This is a genomic window from Pseudomonas sp. GQ91 (assembly GCF_059758795.1).
The window spans coordinates 21,731-37,403 of record NZ_JCAXED010000001.1 but is presented as its reverse complement, the minus strand read 5'-3'; the positions used below and the strand labels follow the sequence as shown (position 1 = coordinate 37,403).

Annotated in this window: 12 protein-coding genes; 10 read left to right on the top strand and 2 right to left on the bottom strand. The window is 59.1% G+C overall.

Features of this window, described 5'->3' with window-relative positions; all coding sequences use genetic code 11:
- The first annotated feature begins 30 nt into the window (after nucleotides 1-30).
- The 8 genes from gloB to AC6CIA_RS00085 all read left to right on the top strand — a co-directional run bounded on the left by gloB (nucleotide 31) and on the right by AC6CIA_RS00085 (nucleotide 10,811).
- A complete protein-coding gene (gene gloB, locus AC6CIA_RS00120; RefSeq protein WP_498310070.1) occupies nucleotides 31-798 on the top strand; it encodes a hydroxyacylglutathione hydrolase in 768 nt (255 codons plus the stop codon).
- Between the two features lie 98 nt (nucleotides 799-896).
- Entirely contained in the window at nucleotides 897-2,297 is a 1,401-nt protein-coding gene (locus AC6CIA_RS00115) for a lytic transglycosylase domain-containing protein (protein ID WP_498310069.1), read from the top strand.
- A gap of 317 nt (nucleotides 2,298-2,614) precedes the next feature.
- Nucleotides 2,615-4,444, top strand: a complete 1,830-nt coding sequence (locus AC6CIA_RS00110; RefSeq protein WP_498310068.1) for an extracellular solute-binding protein — start codon at nucleotides 2,615-2,617, stop codon at nucleotides 4,442-4,444.
- Nucleotides 4,441-6,279, top strand: coding sequence for an extracellular solute-binding protein (locus AC6CIA_RS00105; RefSeq protein ID WP_498310067.1), 1,839 nt, complete (start codon nucleotides 4,441-4,443; stop codon nucleotides 6,277-6,279). The genes AC6CIA_RS00110 and AC6CIA_RS00105 overlap by 4 nt, the downstream gene beginning before the upstream one ends.
- A gap of 1 nt (nucleotide 6,280) precedes the next feature.
- Nucleotides 6,281-7,354, top strand: a complete 1,074-nt coding sequence (locus AC6CIA_RS00100) for a microcin C ABC transporter permease YejB (RefSeq protein ID WP_498310066.1) — start codon at nucleotides 6,281-6,283, stop codon at nucleotides 7,352-7,354.
- A 1-nt stretch (nucleotide 7,355) separates the two neighbouring features.
- A complete protein-coding gene (locus tag AC6CIA_RS00095) occupies nucleotides 7,356-8,375 on the top strand; it encodes an ABC transporter permease (RefSeq protein WP_339531350.1) in 1,020 nt (339 codons plus the stop codon).
- Between the two features lies 1 nt (nucleotide 8,376).
- Nucleotides 8,377-9,984: an ABC transporter ATP-binding protein gene (locus AC6CIA_RS00090; RefSeq protein WP_498310065.1), complete on the top strand. Its 1,608-nt coding sequence runs from the start codon at nucleotides 8,377-8,379 to the stop codon at nucleotides 9,982-9,984.
- Nucleotides 9,981-10,811, top strand: a complete 831-nt coding sequence (locus AC6CIA_RS00085; RefSeq protein ID WP_498310064.1) for an AraC family ligand binding domain-containing protein — start codon at nucleotides 9,981-9,983, stop codon at nucleotides 10,809-10,811. The genes AC6CIA_RS00090 and AC6CIA_RS00085 overlap by 4 nt, the downstream gene beginning before the upstream one ends.
- A gap of 1 nt (nucleotide 10,812) precedes the next feature.
- Here AC6CIA_RS00085 and AC6CIA_RS00080 read toward each other — a convergent pair whose 3' ends face one another.
- Together AC6CIA_RS00080 and AC6CIA_RS00075 are read right to left on the bottom strand one after the other, a co-directional pair.
- Complete coding sequence (locus tag AC6CIA_RS00080) at nucleotides 10,813-11,400, bottom strand: LysE family translocator (RefSeq protein WP_498310063.1); 588 nt, start codon at nucleotides 11,398-11,400, stop codon at nucleotides 10,813-10,815.
- Nucleotides 11,401-11,911: 511 nt separating this feature from the next.
- A complete protein-coding gene (locus AC6CIA_RS00075; RefSeq protein WP_498310062.1) occupies nucleotides 11,912-12,622 on the bottom strand; it encodes a FadR/GntR family transcriptional regulator in 711 nt (236 codons plus the stop codon).
- A 316-nt stretch (nucleotides 12,623-12,938) separates the two neighbouring features.
- Here AC6CIA_RS00075 and AC6CIA_RS00070 point away from each other — a divergent pair, with 316 nt between their 5' ends.
- Together AC6CIA_RS00070 and gudD are read left to right on the top strand one after the other, a co-directional pair.
- Nucleotides 12,939-14,288: an MFS transporter gene (locus tag AC6CIA_RS00070; RefSeq protein WP_498310061.1), complete on the top strand. Its 1,350-nt coding sequence runs from the start codon at nucleotides 12,939-12,941 to the stop codon at nucleotides 14,286-14,288.
- Between the two features lie 10 nt (nucleotides 14,289-14,298).
- Nucleotides 14,299-15,648, top strand: coding sequence for a glucarate dehydratase (gene gudD, locus AC6CIA_RS00065; RefSeq protein ID WP_498310060.1), 1,350 nt, complete (start codon nucleotides 14,299-14,301; stop codon nucleotides 15,646-15,648).
- Nucleotides 15,649-15,673 lie beyond the last annotated feature (25 nt).

Here is a 15,673-nt window from a genome sequence, read left to right as displayed (position 1 = left end):
ACCAATGTGTTCCGCTTGGCGAATAGAAGAATGATACAGATCAGTGCCCTGCCCGCCTTCACCGATAACTACATCTGGTTGTTACAGGACCACCGCAGCCATCGTTGCGCGGTTGTCGACCCCGGCGACGCCACGCCGGTGCTGGCCTGGCTGGAACAGCACCCGGGCTGGACCCTCAGCGATATCCTGATCACTCACCACCACCATGACCATGTCGGGGGTGTGCAACAACTCAAGGATGCATGCCACGCCATTGTCCACGGTCCGGCGAATGAAAAGATCCCCGGCCGTGATAACGCCCTGAAGGACAACGACCGCGTGCAGGTACTGGGATGGGAGTTTGAAGTGCTCGCGGTGCCCGGTCATACCCTTGGGCATATCGCCTATTACCATCATGGCCTGCTGTTCTGTGGCGATACCCTCTTCGCCGCCGGTTGCGGACGCTTGTTCGAAGGCACGCCAGAACAAATGTACGCCTCTCTCGAGCGCCTCGTGGCCTTGCCTGAGGACACCCTGGTTTACTGCACCCACGAGTACACACAAAGTAACTTGAGATTTGCCCAGGCCGTGGAACCCGGCAATCGCGATATCGCCGAGCGGGTGGCAAAAGTCAGTCAACTCAGAGCCGACAGCAAGATGACCTTGCCTTCGACGCTGGCCCTGGAAAAACTCACAAACCCTTTTTTGCGCACTGCTGAAACATCCGTTAAACAAAAAGCGGACGAATGGAGTGACCGCGACAATCGCTCGGCAAGTGCGGTTTTTGCTAGCTTGCGGTCTTGGAAAGATACGTTCTAAGAAGAGCGCTTCTGATACAGATTTTCTGAATGGTTGACCTCGACCTACGTGCTTTCTAGAATCGCCCGACATTTTTGCCCGGAACTAACTTCCAGCCAATGTCGTCATCTATTCGTAAGTCCAATCATTCAGACGCATTGACCCGCTTGGCTCAAGCCATTGCGGTGGCTGTCTCCGCAACTCTGGCGGGCTGCCAAACGACTCATTTCGCTGCACAATCCACCGTGCAACCCAAACCCAGCTTTACTGCCAAGATCAAGCAAAAACCCCTTTGGCTATCAGAGAAGCCAAGCCCCCAGGTGCCCCAGGATGTCTGGGAACGCATGCGCCAGGGTTTCCAGCTACAGGGTGACGCCGGCGTCAACCCGCGCATTGAACAGCAGCGCCTGTGGTTTGCCAGCAACCCGTCTTTCCTGGAGAACGCCGGCGAACGCGGCAGTCTCTATATTCATTACATCGTTGAACGCCTTGAAGAGCGCAACATGCCGCTGGAGCTGGCGCTGCTGCCAGTCATTGAGAGCGCTTACAACCCCCTGGCTTACTCGCGCAGCGATGCCGTGGGGTTGTGGCAATTCATTCCCTCCACCGGGCGCTACTTCAACTTGCGCCAGACCCGGGCCTACGACGGCCGACGCGATATCACCGCCTCCACCACCGCCGCCCTGGACTACCTGACACGTCTGCATGACATGTTCAACGGCGACTGGCTGTTGGCGCTGGCGGCTTATAATGCCGGCGAAGGCACGGTCAGCCGCGCGATCGAGCGCAATGAAAAGCTCGGCCTGCCGACCGACTACTGGAACCTGCCCCTGCCACAGGAAACCCGTGACTACGTGCCCAAGTTCCTGGCACTGTCCCAGGTAGTGCTGGCTCCTGAAGCTTACGGCATCAATCTGAACCCGATTGCCAACCAACCCTATTTCAAAATGGTTGAAGTCAAGCAAAGCATGGACCTGTCGCGGGTCGCGGCGCTGGTGCAAATCGACGAAGACGAGTTATTCCAGCTTAATCCGGCGTTCAAGCAACGCACCACCCTGGACGGCCCCCAGCACTTGCTGGTGCCAACCTCCAAGGCGCAATTGCTGGCCAGCAGCCTGTCCTCGATGAACCGCGAGGAATTGCTCAGCCTGCGCCCGAAAAAACCAGTGTTCGACGAGGTTGAACACAAGGCGGTGGCTGGACGTTCACGTATCTACAAGGTCAAAAGCGGCGACAACCTGACACTGATCGCCAAGGCCAACCGGGTCAAGGTGCATGACCTGCAACGCTGGAACAAGCTCAATGGCCAATCGCTGAAAGTCGGCCAGACGCTGGTGATGCAGGATACCCGCAGGGCTGCGCGCAAGAAGCCGCAGCAGTACAAGGTCAAGAAAGGTGACTCGCTGTACCTCGTGGCCAAGCGCTTCAACGTCAAGATGCAACATCTCAAACGCTGGAATCCACGCACCAGCCAAGCCTTGAAGCCGGGACAAATGCTCGTGGTTTCCGGACCGCGGTAATCGATGCGCCCCTTACTTTTGGTGATGGGCTCATCTGTGGCGAGGGGGCTTGTCCCCCGTTGGGCTGCGCAGCAGCCCTAATAAAGAAGAATGCGGCGTATCGGGCACTCCTCGGCGGCTGGTTTGAGGGCTGCTGCGCAGCCCAACGGGGGACAAGCCCCCTCGCCACAGATGAGTTCCCCCCCGCCAGCCACAGGCAAGTCTCCTCGCTCCAAGACCTGTAGGTTTGCCATCGCTTTCAAGAGTCTTTTTCCAGCCGGAACAAGCTGTTACTGTACCGTCCATAAAGCCCAAGCCGCCTGGATCGGATCTCTGACTTGAAGCGTCCCCTCCTTCTACTAATAAGCCTGGCCTTGAGCTTTTCCGCGAACGCGAGCATTACCGAAAGCCACGGTTATGCACAGTTCGGCACGCTCAAGTACCCGGCCAAATTCACCCACTTCGAGTGGGTAAAGCCCGCAGCGCCAAAAGGCGGTACTTTGCGGGTAATGGCCTTTGGCACATTCGATACCCTCAACCCCTATACCTTCAAAGGCTCAAGCCCGGTCGCCAGCGCCAATTTCCTGCAATACGGGGTCAACGAGCTCAACGAACCGCTGATGGTCGGTACCGGTCAATACGCGCCTTCCGGCGATGAACCCACTTCCAGTTATGGCCTGATCGCGCAATCGGTGGAATACAGCGAGGATCGCAGCTGGGTGGTGTTTAACCTGCGTCCAGAAGCGCGCTTCCATGACGGCAAGCCCATCACTGCCTATGACGTGGCATTTTCCTATCGCACGTTGCTGACCGAAGGTCATCCGCAATACCGCACCAACCTGCAAGAGGTGGCGCGGGTCGACATCCTCAATCGCCAACGTATTCGTTTTGTGTTCAAGCGCGCCGGTAATCCGTTGCTGATACTGCGCCTCGGAGAATTGCCGGTGCTGCCCCAGCACTACTGGAAGAACCGCGATTTCAAAGCCACCACCTTCGAGCCACCGCTGGGCAGCGGGCCGTACCGCATCAGCAAGGTCCAGCCGGGTCGCGAACTGGTGTTCGAACGGGTGAGGAATTACTGGGGCAAAGACCTCGCGGTCAACCGGGGTTTCTACAATTTCAACAAGGTCGAGGTCGAGTTTTATCGCGACAGCGCCGTGGCCTTCGAAGCGTTCAAGGCTGGCGAGTTCGATATCTACATCGAGCACCAGGCCAAGAACTGGGCCAATAGCTATAACTTCCCGGCGGTTAACCGGGGAGACGTGATCAAGGCGCAGATCCCTCACCAGATTCCGACCCAGAGCCAAGGCCTGTTCATGAACAGCCGGCGCGCCACCTTCAGTCAGACCAAGGTTCGTGAAGCCCTGGGGCTGATGTTCGATTTCGAGTGGACCAACCGCACCCTCTTCAGCGGCACTTACAAGCGCAGCTTGAGCTATTACCCCAACAGTGAATTCTCAGCCAGCGGACTCCCGGTAGGCCATGAATGGCTGAAACTCTCACCCTATCGAGCACAACTGCCGGCCGAGCTTTTTACCCAGGCCTTCAGCCTACCGCAGACCGACGGGCGCGGCATTCCCCGGGAAACTCTGCGTCGTGCGCTCGGCTTGCTGGCCGAGGGCGGCTGGAAGCTTTCCGGGCAACGCCTGCTCAACCGCGAGGGGCAACCGTTGCGCTTCGAGATTCTCCTGGTCAACCCGAATCTGGAGCGCATCCTGCAACCTTATGTCGAAAACCTCGCGAGCATCGGCATCGACGCCCATCTGCGTACCGTTGATCGCGCCCAGTACAAACAACGCCTCGATCAATTCGACTTCGACATGATCCTCATGACCCTCAACCAGACCTTGAGTCCCGGTCTTGAACAGTGGCAGTACTTTCATTCCAGCCAGGTCGGGATCAAGGGCAGCAAGAATTACGCGGGCATTGCCAATCCGGTGGTCGATCACCTGCTGGAACAGTTACTGGCCGCCCAGACCCGTGACGAACAGGTCGCCGCCGGCCGGGCCCTGGATCGGGTCCTGCTCTGGCAGCACTACAGCATTCCCAATTGGTACATCAACTATCATCGCCTGGCGTACCGCAACCGGTTCGCCTTCGTCACCACGCCGCCCTACAGCCTGGGTCTGCGCGCATGGTGGCTGAAAGCTTCGGAGAAAACCCAATGAAGCCTTTGCGTACTATGATTATCAGCGGCCTGTTTTTTTGTGCAGCCGCTAACGCCGCCCCGCAGCATGCCTTGACCCTCTATGACGAACCGCCCAAGTACCCCGCGAACTTCAAACACGTCGACTATGTAAACCCCGATGCCCCCAAGGGCGGTACCTTTCGCGAGTCGGCCATGGGCGGCTTTGACAGCCTCAATCCGTTTATCAGCAAGGGCGTGCCAGCCGATAACATCGGCCTGATCTACGATACCCTGGCCCAGCAAGGCCTGGACGAGCCCATCACCGAATATGGCCTGATCGCCGGCAAGATCGAAAAGGCCCCGGATAACAGCTGGGTGCGCTTCTACCTGCGCCCCGAAGCGCGCTTCAATGACGGCCATCCGGTCCACGCCGAAGACGTGGTGTTCACCTTCCAGACCCTGATCAAACACGGCTCGCCGATCTTCCGCACCTACTATGCCGACGTCGATGAGGTGGTGGCCGAAGACCCTTTGCGGGTGCTGTTCAAGTTCAAAACCACGACCAACCGCGAGTTGCCGCTGATCCTCGGCCAGTTGCCAGTGCTGCCCAAACATTGGTGGGCCGAACGCGATTTCGCCAAGGGCAGCCTGGAGATCCCGCTGGGCAGCGGCCCGTACAAAGTGGCGGAGGTCAAGCCAGGCAGGTCGATTCGTTATGAACGGGTCAAAGACTACTGGGGCAAGGATTTGCCGATCAACAAAGGGCTGTACAACTTCGATTACCGGATTACTGACTATTACCGCGACAACACTGTCGCCCTCGAGGCGCTGAAGGCCGGCCAGTTCGATTTCTGGCAGGAGATCAGCGCAAAAAACTGGGCCAATGCCTACAACGTCCCGGCTGTGGCCGAAGGTCGCCTGATCAAGGAAGAAATTCCCAACGGCAATCCCACCGGGATGCAGGGTTTTGTGTTCAATATCCGCAAACCGATGTTCCAGGACGTGCGGGTACGCAAAGCCATCAGTCTGCTGATGGACTTCGAATGGACCAACAAGCAACTGTTCAATGGTGCCTACACCCGAACCCGCAGCTATTTCGAAAACTCGGACATGGCCGCTACCGGTCTGCCCGGACCTGACGAGCTGGCGATTCTCGAACCGCTGCGCGACAAAATCCCGCCTGCGGTCTTCACTGAAGCCTTCGAACCGCCGAAGACCGACGCCAGCGGCATGATCCGCGCGCAACAGCGCGAAGCCTATCAATTGCTCCAGGAAGCCGGCTGGCGCATTGTCGAAGACAAGATGGTCGATGCCAGCGGCAAACCGCTGACCATTGAGTTTCTGTTGGCCCAGACCGAATTCGAACGCATCCTGCTACCGTTCAAGCGCAACCTGGCCGACCTCGGCATCGATCTGGAGATTCGCCGGGTCGATGTCTCGCAGTACATCAATCGCCTGCGCTCGCGTGATTTCGACATGCTGGTCGGCAGCTTTCCGCAGTCGTCCTCTCCTGGCAACGAGCAACGTGAGTTCTGGAAATCCTCCAGCGCTGACAATCCCGGCAGCCGCAACTACATCGGCCTCAAGGACCCGGCCATCGACCAATTGGTGGAAGAGTTGATCGACGCCGACTCACGCAAAAGCCTGGTGGCCCACGCCAAAGCCCTGGACCGTGTGCTGCAGTTCGGCTACTACGTGATCCCCAACTGGCACATCAAGACCTATCGCGTGGCCTATTGGGATCATCTCGGTCATCCGAAAGTGTCACCGCGCTATGACATAGGCGTCGCCACTTGGTGGATCAAACCCGACAAGGCCCCGGCCGTGCCCCTGGAAACAGACACCACAGCCGATCCGGCGAGCGGAGGCGACTGAGATGCTGGCCTATATTTTTCGCCGACTGCTGCTGATCATCCCGACGCTGCTGGGCATCCTGCTGATCAACTTTGTGATTATCCAGGCCGCGCCCGGCGGCCCGGTAGAACAGATGATCGCCAAGCTGGAAGGTTTTGAAGGCGCCACCAGTCGCATTGCCGGTGGCGGCGCGGAAGTCTCGGTGGCCGGTTCCAGCTACCGTGGCGCCCAGGGCCTGGACCCGGCGCTGGTCAAGGAAATCGAAAAAATGTACGGCTTCGACAAGTCGGCGCCGGAACGCTTGTGGATCATGATCAAAAACTACGCACAGTTGGATTTTGGTGAAAGCTTCTTCCGCGATGCCAAGGTCATCGACCTGATCAAGGAAAAGATGCCGGTGTCCATTTCCCTCGGGTTATGGAGCACCCTGATCATGTACCTGGTGTCGATTCCCCTGGGGATCGCCAAAGCCACGCGGCATGGCAGCCACTTCGATGTGTGGACCAGTTCGGCGATTATCGTCGGCTATGCGATTCCGGCGTTTCTGTTTGCGATTCTGTTGATCGTGGTGTTTGCCGGCGGCAGCTACTTTGACTGGTTCCCGCTGCGCGGCCTGACCTCGAACAATTTCGACGAGCTGAGCACCGCCGGGAAAATCCTCGACTACTTCTGGCACTTGGCCCTGCCCGTCACCGCCTTGGTGATCGGTAACTTCGCGACCATGACGTTGCTGACCAAAAACAGCTTTCTCGACGAAATCAACAAGCAATACGTGATCACCGCCAAGGCCAAGGGCCTGACTAACCACCGTGTGCTGTACGGCCACGTGTTTCGCAATGCCATGTTGTTGGTGATCGCCGGTTTCCCTTCAGCGTTTATCGGTATTTTCTTCACCGGCTCGCTGCTGGTGGAAGTGATCTTTTCCCTGGATGGCCTGGGCCTGATGAGCTTCGAAGCGGCGATCAATCGCGACTACCCGGTAGTGTTCGGCACCCTGTTTATCTTTACCTTGCTCGGTTTGGTGGTGAAGCTGATCGGGGACCTCACCTACACCCTGGTAGATCCACGCATCGACTTTGAAAGCCGGGAGCATTGAGATGAATCTATCCCCCCTCAATCGCCGCCGTTTCGAGCGTTTCAAGGCCAACAAGCGTGGCTGGTGGTCGCTGTGGCTGTTCCTGATCCTGTTCGGGCTGAGCCTGGGCGCCGAGCTGATTGCCAACGACAAGCCTCTGGCCGTGCATTACGACGGCGAATGGTACTTCCCGGCGCTCAAGCGTTACCCGGAAACCACCTTCGGCGGCGAGTTTCCCCTGGAAGCCAACTACAAAAGCCCGTACATCCGTGAACTGCTCAAGGCCAAGGATGCCTGGACACTCTGGGCGCCCATCCCGTTCAGCTACCAGAGCATCAACTACGACCTGAAAGTCCCGGCTCCGGCCCCACCTTCGGCGGAAAACCTGCTGGGCACCGATGACCAGGCACGGGATGTCCTGGCGCGAGTGATTTATGGCTTTCGCATTTCGGTGCTGTTTGCGCTGACGTTGACCGTGCTGAGTTCGATCATCGGCGTCGCGGCCGGCGCACTGCAGGGTTTTTATGGCGGCTGGGTCGACCTGGCGGGCCAGCGCTTCCTGGAGATATGGTCCGGCTTGCCGGTGCTGTATTTGCTGATCATTCTCGCCAGCTTCGTGCAGCCGAATTTCTGGTGGCTGCTGGGGATCATGCTGCTGTTCTCCTGGATGAGCCTGGTGGATGTGGTGCGCGCCGAGTTCCTGCGCGGACGCAATCTGGAATACGTGCGGGCCGCCCGGGCCCTGGGCATGCAGAATGGCGCGATCATGTTCCGGCATATCCTGCCCAACGCCATGGTCTCGACCATGACGTTCATGCCATTCATTCTGACCGGCGCCATCGGCACCCTGACCGCCCTGGACTTCCTTGGCTTTGGCCTGCCCGCCGGCTCGCCGTCCCTCGGCGAACTGGTGGCCCAGGGTAAATCCAACTTGCAGGCGCCCTGGCTGGGTATCAGCGCCTTTGCCGTATTGGCGATCATGTTGAGCTTGCTGGTGTTTATCGGCGAGTCCGCACGCGACGCCTTCGACCCGAGGAAATGAGATGAATCAGGACAATCTGATCGAAGTCCGCGACCTCAGCGTCGAGTTCGTCACCGGCAACCAGCATCAGCGGGTGGTGGAGCACATCACTTTTGATATCAAGCGCGGCGAAACCCTGGCCCTGGTGGGTGAAAGCGGCTCCGGCAAATCGGTGACCGCCCATTCGATCCTGCGCCTGCTGCCCTACCCGCTGGCGCGGCACCCGAGCGGAACGATCCGCTACGCGGGCCAGGACTTGCTGACCCTCAAGGAAAAACACCTGCGGCATATTCGCGGGAATCGCATTGCGATGATTTTCCAGGAGCCGATGACCTCGCTGAACCCGCTGCATTGCATCGAAAAGCAGATCAACGAAGTCCTCGGCCTGCACAAGGGCCTGACGGGCAAGGCCGCTACCCACCGCACGCTGGAGTTGCTGGACCTGGTAGGCATTCCTGAACCGCACAAGCGCCTCAAGGCCCTGCCCCATGAACTGTCCGGCGGCCAGCGCCAGCGCGTGATGATCGCCATGGCGCTGGCCAACGAACCGGAACTGTTGATCGCTGACGAACCGACCACGGCCCTGGATGTGACCGTGCAGTTGAAAATCCTGGAGTTGCTCAAAGAGCTGCAGGCGCGGTTGGGCATGGCGATGCTGTTGATCAGCCATGACTTGAATCTGGTCCGGCGTATCGCCCACCGTGTGTGCGTGATGCAGTGCGGCGCAATTGTCGAGCAGGCTGCTTGTGAGGAGCTGTTCCGTGCACCCCGGCACCCCTACACCCAGGAACTGTTGGCCGCCGAACCCAGCGGTGGCCCGGCGGCCAATGTCGTCGGCCCGCCGCTGCTGGAAGTCGACGACCTGAAGGTCTGGTTCCCGATCAAGAAAGGCTTGTTGCGCCGCACCGTCGATCACGTCAAGGCGGTGGACGGTATCAACTTCAGCCTGCCCCAGGGCCAGACCCTGGGCATTGTCGGCGAAAGTGGCTCCGGCAAATCCACCTTGGGCTTGGCGATCTTGCGGTTGATCGGCAGCCAGGGTGGGATTCGTTTCGAAGGCCAGCAACTCGATCGCCTGAGCCAGCAGCAAGTGCGTCCGTTGCGCCGCGAAATGCAGGTGGTGTTTCAAGACCCCTTCGGCAGCCTGAGCCCGCGCATGTGTGTCAGCGAGATCGTGGGCGAAGGTTTGCGGATTCACAAGATGGGTTCTGCCGCCGAACAGGAAGCCGCGATTATCGCCGCGCTCAAGGAAGTCGGGCTGGACCCGGAAACCCGCCACCGCTATCCCCATGAGTTTTCCGGCGGCCAACGCCAGCGTATCGCCATCGCCCGTGCGCTGGTGCTCAAGCCGCGGCTGATCCTCCTGGACGAGCCCACTTCAGCCCTGGACCGCACGGTACAGCGCCAGGTGGTCGAACTGCTGCGTAATCTGCAAGCGAAGTACAACCTGACCTACCTGTTCATCAGCCACGACCTGGCGGTGGTCAAGGCGCTGAGTCATCAGTTGATGGTGGTCAAGCAAGGTCAGGTGGTGGAGCAAGGGGATGCGCAGGCGATCTTTGCCGAACCCCGGCATGCCTACACCCAACAGTTGCTGGAGGCGGCGTTTTTAAAGCCGCACGTCAATTGATCCGGGAGACGCCGCCGGACCCGGCCGCACCGCGCTTCTGGCGGGACGACAGCTTGCCGTTCATCGAGGCGCGCACCATCGCCGACGGACGCAAGGTCTGCTACACGCGGCACGCCCATGAGCACTTTTCGATCGGCGCGATCACCGCCGGACAGAGCCTGTACATTCATGGCGCAGACACATTCCAGATCCGCGCCGGCACCGTGGTGCTGATGAATCCCGGCGATGTGCATGCCTGCAATCCTGTGGATGACCAGCCTTGGTCGTATCACATGCTGTACATCGATACGCCGTGGCTGACCGACTTGCAGCACCAACTGGGTTTTGCCGACACCCTGGATTTTCGTCGCTTCAGCACCACCCACACCGATGATCCAGTGCTGTTTAGCGGCTTGTTGGAGCTGTATGAGGTTCTCGTGGACGAGCACACCGAGCACTTGCACAAACAGAGCGCGGTCGTGAGTTTTTTCAGCGAGGTGCAACTGCGCCTGAACCCGGCGGCCAATCCGCTGCGGGAGGTCAACCACAAGCTGGAGCGCGCCGCCGAGTACATCCGCGAACACTGCACCGACGTGCTGAAACTCGAAGACATCTGCCAGGCAGCACAGCTGTCGCCGTCGTACTTGATCCGCGCATTCAAACAATCCTACGGGATGACACCCCATGCGTTTCTGGTCAACCAGCGCATCCAGTTCGCCCGTGCCCTGCTGCGCAGCGGCCGGTTGATCGCGGAGGTGGCCCTGGCGGCGGGATTTGCCGACCAGGCGCATTTCCAGCGTGTGTTCAAACAGCACCTGGCAGCCACGCCGGGACAGTATCGCGGCTGAATCAGGTCAGCAACAGGTACGCCACGCTGATCACCAACAGCAGCGCCATCGCCCGATTGAACAGGCGCACGCCACGGGCATTGCTCAGGTAGCGGCGCAAGAACGTGCCGACATACGCCCAACACGCCACCGACAGGTAGCACACCACCAGATACACCGCCGCCAATTGCCAGACCCGGGTCGCTTCGCCCTGCGCGGCAAACAGCCCCATGCCCGCGACGCAAGCCAACCACGCCTTGGGGTTAAGCCATTGCATGATCGCGCCATACAGCATTGAGGGCGCAATTGCGGTGCCCTGCGCATCGAGTCGGCCATCATCCACCGCCAGCTTGTAGGCCATATACAGCAAAAAGACCACGCCGCCCCACTGAATGCCCTGGGCCAAGACAGGCCAGCGCACCAACAATTCATGCAGCCCCAGACCGATCAACAGCAACAACAAGGTAAATCCCAGCGCTGCGCCGGCCACGTGTTTTTGGCTGGCCGCAAAACCAAACCGTGCTCCGGAACTCAGGGCGACGACATTGACCGGTCCCGGTGTGATGGAGGTTGCCAGGGCGAAGGCCGCCATGGACATGATCAGACTCATTGCACTTCCCTTTTGAGATGACAGGTGGTGGGTGACCTGCAGGCTACGTTCCCGTGGCGGTCTCGTATTGAAGAAAATGCCCCTGGGATTGGGTGCGTTTATTGGTCTCTTTTCAAGATTTATGAAGTCAGGTAATACGCTGAAGAGCGATTTTGATCGGTGCGGTGGATGGTACTGTTGGGTTTGGCCCGAGATCCACCCCTCACCCCAAACCTGTCGCCAGACCAAGCAGATAGGGCTGTTGTGGCGAGCGGGCTTGTCCCGCGTTGGGCTGAAGCAGCCCCAAAACCAGCCGCTATGGAGTATCTGATACACCGCATTCGGCTTACTGGGGCTGCTTCACAGCCCAACGCGGGACAAGCCCGCTCGCCACAGGGAAATTCGTCAGTTTCTGAAAGTTGTGTAGATACCTATGCCCTCCGGGGAGAGGGTGAGGGGCGGATCTCAAGCCGGCCCCTTATCGCACTGCCACCGCAGCATTTTTTAACTTGCCCCCAGCCAACCCTCGCGCTTACTCCCCCGTCATACGCTCCAGGCTATTACTCAAATGCAACCACATCGCCGCCCGAGCTGCATCGGGATCCTGCCGGCGGATCGCCTTGAGAATCGCCTCATGTTCAAGATTCGCCATGTGTCCCAGCTTCATCAGGTCAACATCACCGCGCTCCTGCGCATTGATCCGGGTGCGCGGAATCACTGAGTGTCCCAAGTGATAGATCGCATCAGTGAAATAGGTGTTGCCGGTGGCCTGGGCAATCAAACGATGAAAGCGCACATCCGGTTCGACACTGCTGTCGTTGTTGGCCAGCGAATCCTGATAGTCATCGAGGGCCTGGCGCATCTGCAGCAATTGCTGATCGGTGCGGCGCATTGCCGCCAAGGCCGCCGCCTGGGTCTCCAGGCCCATGCGCAGTTCGAGAATCCCGCGCACGCTGACCGCTGTGTCGTGGGCCAGATGCAACCCGCGACGCTCGTCGCGCTCCAGCACAAAGCTGCCCACGCCGTGTCGGGTTTCCACCAGCCCCGCGGCCTGCAACTTGGAAATCGCCTCGCGCACCACCGTGCGACTGACGCCGTACTCGGCAACGAGGGTGGATTCGGACGGCAGCTTTTCACCCGGCACCATCTGCCCAAGCAAAATACGCTGGGTCAACGCCGTGACGATGTCATGGGCGAGACCTTGTGAGCGTTTGCGCTGCAGGGAGGGACTGTCGTTTTGCATGAAAATTTCCGGTCAGGGGAGCGCGCCCATACTAGCACCCCACTTGCCAAAAAAGACGCCTCCACTTGTATGACAACGCTCAACAATTCCCTACATTCGATAAGCCAGAGCTTTTCAGTCGAAAGAAACCGAACGTCTTTATTTCTCAAATAACTCCGAAAAGCACACCTATAGAACAAAAATAATCCCAACCCCTGATATCAATCCCATTGCCAGTCTAAAAAAGCGAGTTGTATGATGTCTATCAAGTTGTCAGACGTCCTCTGCCAACCAGACCGTCCCCCGCACAACAATAAACCAGTGGGAGTTCTACCTCGTGAATCCTCCAACCCCTGCGACAGCTGCGCCTGCCATCGATCCAGTTCTGGCTCGCGCAATCCAAAAGGTGAAGCGGCATGTGCTGCCACTTTTTGTGATCATGTTCATCGTCAATTACATCGACCGCGTCAACATCGGCTTTGTGCGTACACACATGGAGCATGATCTGGGCATCGGTGCGGCGGCCTACGGTTTCGGCGCCGGATTGTTTTTCATCGGCTACGCGCTGTTTGAAGTGCCCTCCAACATGCTCCTGCAAAAGGTCGGCGCGCGTATCTGGCTGACACGGATCATGTTCACCTGGGGCATTACCGCCACCTTGATGGCGTTTATCCAGAACGAAACCCACTTCTACATCCTGCGTTTTCTGCTGGGGGTCGCGGAGGCCGGTTTTTTCCCCGGCGTGATCTACTACTTCACTCGCTGGCTGCCAGGCGCGGAACGTGGCAAGGCGATTGCAATCTTTCTCAGCGGTTCGGCGATTGCTTCATTGGTGTCCGGTCCGCTCTCCGGCGTACTGCTGCAAATCACCGGTCTCGGGCTGCATGGCTGGCAGTGGATGTTCATCATCGAAGGCATGGCCTCGGTCGTACTCTGCGCATTCGTATGGTATTGGCTGGACTCCAAACCCCATGATGCGAAGTGGCTCAGCCGTGAAGAGCAGGACGCACTGGTCGGTGAAATCGAGCGTGAGCAACAATTGCGGGACGCAGCCATCACGGTCAAGCCAACCTTGGGTACGCTGCTCAAGGATCGCCAGATCATGCTGTTCTGCGCGTTGTATTTCTGCATCCAGCTGACCATCTACGCCGCCACCTTCTGGCTGCCGAGCATCATCAAGAAAATGGGCGACCTGAGCGACATTCAGGTGGGGTTCTACAACTCGATCCCCTGGCTGATCTCCATTATTGCCATGTACGCCTTTGCCACCCTGGCCGGCAAGTTCAGGTTTCAGCAAGCCTGGGTTGCCGTCGCCCTGTTGATTGCCGCCACCGGTATGTTCCTCTCAACCACCGGTGGGCCGATCTTTGCCTTTATCGCCATCTGCTTTGCCGCCATTGGCTTCAAGTCCGCGTCCGCGCTGTTCTGGCCGATTCCGCAAGGCTACCTGGATGCACGGATCGCGGCGGCCGTGATCGCGCTGATCAACTCCATCGGCAACCTTGGCGGTTTTGTCGCGCCGACCACCTTCGGTTTCCTCGAACAGACCACCGGGTCGATCCAGGGTGGCCTGTATGGCCTGGCCGGGACTTCGGTCATTGCAGCCATCCTGGTGTTTTTCGCCAAGACCCTGCCCGGCTCGTCGACCTCGTCCACGCTGCAACCTGCCCCCGCCTTGAGCAAGTAAGGAAGACATCATGCACACAGAACATCAGCACCACGCCCGCAGCGCTCCCGTCGTGACGCACCTGGAGGTCATTCCGGTGGCCGGACATGACAGCATGCTGCTCAACCTCAGTGGCGCCCACGGCCCGTTTTTTACGCGCAACATCGTGATTCTCAAGGACAGCGCCGGGCACGTCGGTGTGGGTGAGGTCCCCGGTGGCGAGCGTATCCGGGAAACCCTGGAAGACGCCCGCAGCCTGGTGATCGGCAAACCCATTGGCGAATACCAGCGCATCCTCAATGCCATGCGCCGTACCTTCGCCGCCCGCGATGCCGGCGGGCGCGGCCTGCAAACCTTTGATTTGCGCATCACCATTCATGCCGTCACCGCAATGGAAGCCGCACTGTTGGACCTGCTCGGGCAGTTTCTCGAGGTGCCGGTGGCGGCGCTGTTGGGCGAAGGCCAGCAGCGTGACGCGGTGAAGATGCTGGGCTACCTGTTTTACATCGGTGATCGGCAGAAAACCGACCTGGCTTATCGCAGTGAAGCCAATGCCGATGACTGGTGCCGCTTGCGTCATGAACAGGCGATGACCCCGGAGGCCATTGTGCGCCTGGCGGAAGCGGCCAAAGCCAAATACGGTTTCAACGACTTCAAGCTCAAGGGTGGCGTATTGCGTGGCGCTGAAGAAATCGAAGCGGTCACGGCACTTGCCGAACGCTTCCCCGACGCGCGTATCACCCTGGACCCGAACGGCGCCTGGTCATTGCAAGAAGCCATCGCCCTGTGCCGCGACCAGCATCATGTATTGGCCTATGCCGAGGACCCTTGTGGCGCGGAGAATGGTTATTCGGGACGTGAAGTGATGGCAGAATTCCGGCGCGCCACCGGGTTGCCGACGGCCACCAATATGATCGCCACCGACTGGCGGGAAATGGGACATGCCATCCAATTGCAGTCGGTGGACATCCCCTTGGCCGACCCGCACTTCTGGACGATGCAAGGCTCGGTTCGGGTCGCGCAAATGTGCCATGAATGGGGCTTGACCTGGGGCTCGCATTCCAACAACCACTTCGATATTTCCCTGGCAATGTTCACTCAGGTAGCGGCCGCCGCGCCGGGCGAGATTACCGCCATCGACACCCACTGGATCTGGCAGGACGGACAGCGCCTGACCAAAGCCCCCCTGCAGATTGTCGACGGGCATATTCAGGTACCCGCCAAGCCCGGGCTGGGTGTGGAGATCGATATGGACGCCGTGGCCCACGCTCACGAACTGTACAAAGGCATGGGCCTGGGGGCGCGCGATGACAGTGTCGCCATGCAATTCATGATTCCCGGTTGGACCTTCGATAACAAACGGCCGTGCCTGGTGCGCTAGACGTCCGTCGCCTGGCTGATCATTG

What these genes read in the sequence shown, in the direction of transcription:
- gloB (WP_498310070.1), top strand. Translation starts at nt 31, where the DNA reads ATGATACAGATCAGTGCCCTGCCCGCCTTCACCGATAACTACATCTGG.
- AC6CIA_RS00115 (WP_498310069.1), top strand. Translation starts at nt 897, where the DNA reads ATGTCGTCATCTATTCGTAAGTCCAATCATTCAGACGCATTGACCCGC.
- AC6CIA_RS00105 (WP_498310067.1), top strand. Translation starts at nt 4,441, where the DNA reads ATGAAGCCTTTGCGTACTATGATTATCAGCGGCCTGTTTTTTTGTGCA.
- AC6CIA_RS00100 (WP_498310066.1), top strand. Translation starts at nt 6,281, where the DNA reads ATGCTGGCCTATATTTTTCGCCGACTGCTGCTGATCATCCCGACGCTG.
- AC6CIA_RS00095 (WP_339531350.1), top strand. Translation starts at nt 7,356, where the DNA reads ATGAATCTATCCCCCCTCAATCGCCGCCGTTTCGAGCGTTTCAAGGCC.
- AC6CIA_RS00090 (WP_498310065.1), top strand. Translation starts at nt 8,377, where the DNA reads ATGAATCAGGACAATCTGATCGAAGTCCGCGACCTCAGCGTCGAGTTC.
- AC6CIA_RS00080 (WP_498310063.1), bottom strand. Translation starts at nt 11,400, where the DNA reads ATGAGTCTGATCATGTCCATGGCGGCCTTCGCCCTGGCAACCTCCATC.
- AC6CIA_RS00075 (WP_498310062.1), bottom strand. Translation starts at nt 12,622, where the DNA reads ATGCAAAACGACAGTCCCTCCCTGCAGCGCAAACGCTCACAAGGTCTC.
- gudD (WP_498310060.1), top strand. Translation starts at nt 14,299, where the DNA reads ATGCACACAGAACATCAGCACCACGCCCGCAGCGCTCCCGTCGTGACG.